Genomic DNA, 442 nt, shown 5'->3' on the forward strand with positions numbered 1-442 from the left:
TAAGTACAAGTGACTCAGAAAGCACATCAGGATCAGAAAGTGAGAGTCTTTCAGACTCAGCAAGTGTAAGCACATCAGATAGTGAGTCCACATCAACGAGCGAAAGTGATTCCGATTCAGCAAGCGCAAGCACGTCAGACAGTGAATCAGCATCAATGAGTGAAAGCGACTCAGACTCAGCAAGCACAAGCATGTCAGACAGTGAATCAACATCAACAAGTGAGAGTGATTCCGATTCAGCAAGCGCAAGTACGTCAGATAGTGAGTCAGTATCAACGAGTGGAAGTGACTCAGAGTCGGTAAGTACAAGCGAATCAGAAAGTGATTCAGAATCAGTAAGTACTAGCACATCAGACAGTGAGTCAACATCAACGAGTGAAAGCGACTCAGACTCAACAAGCGCGAGCACGTCAGACAGTGAGTCAACATCAACGAGTGAAAG

At 45.5% G+C, this 442-nt stretch carries 1 protein-coding gene; it reads left to right on the forward strand.

Annotated elements, in window-relative coordinates:
- Positions 1–442: hypothetical protein (locus tag CD128_RS11110; RefSeq protein WP_231917323.1), on the forward strand; the 442-nt coding region annotated here is incomplete at both ends.

It is taken from the genome of Staphylococcus croceilyticus (genome assembly GCF_002902575.1).
Lineage (GTDB): Bacteria > Bacillota > Bacilli > Staphylococcales > Staphylococcaceae > Staphylococcus > Staphylococcus croceilyticus.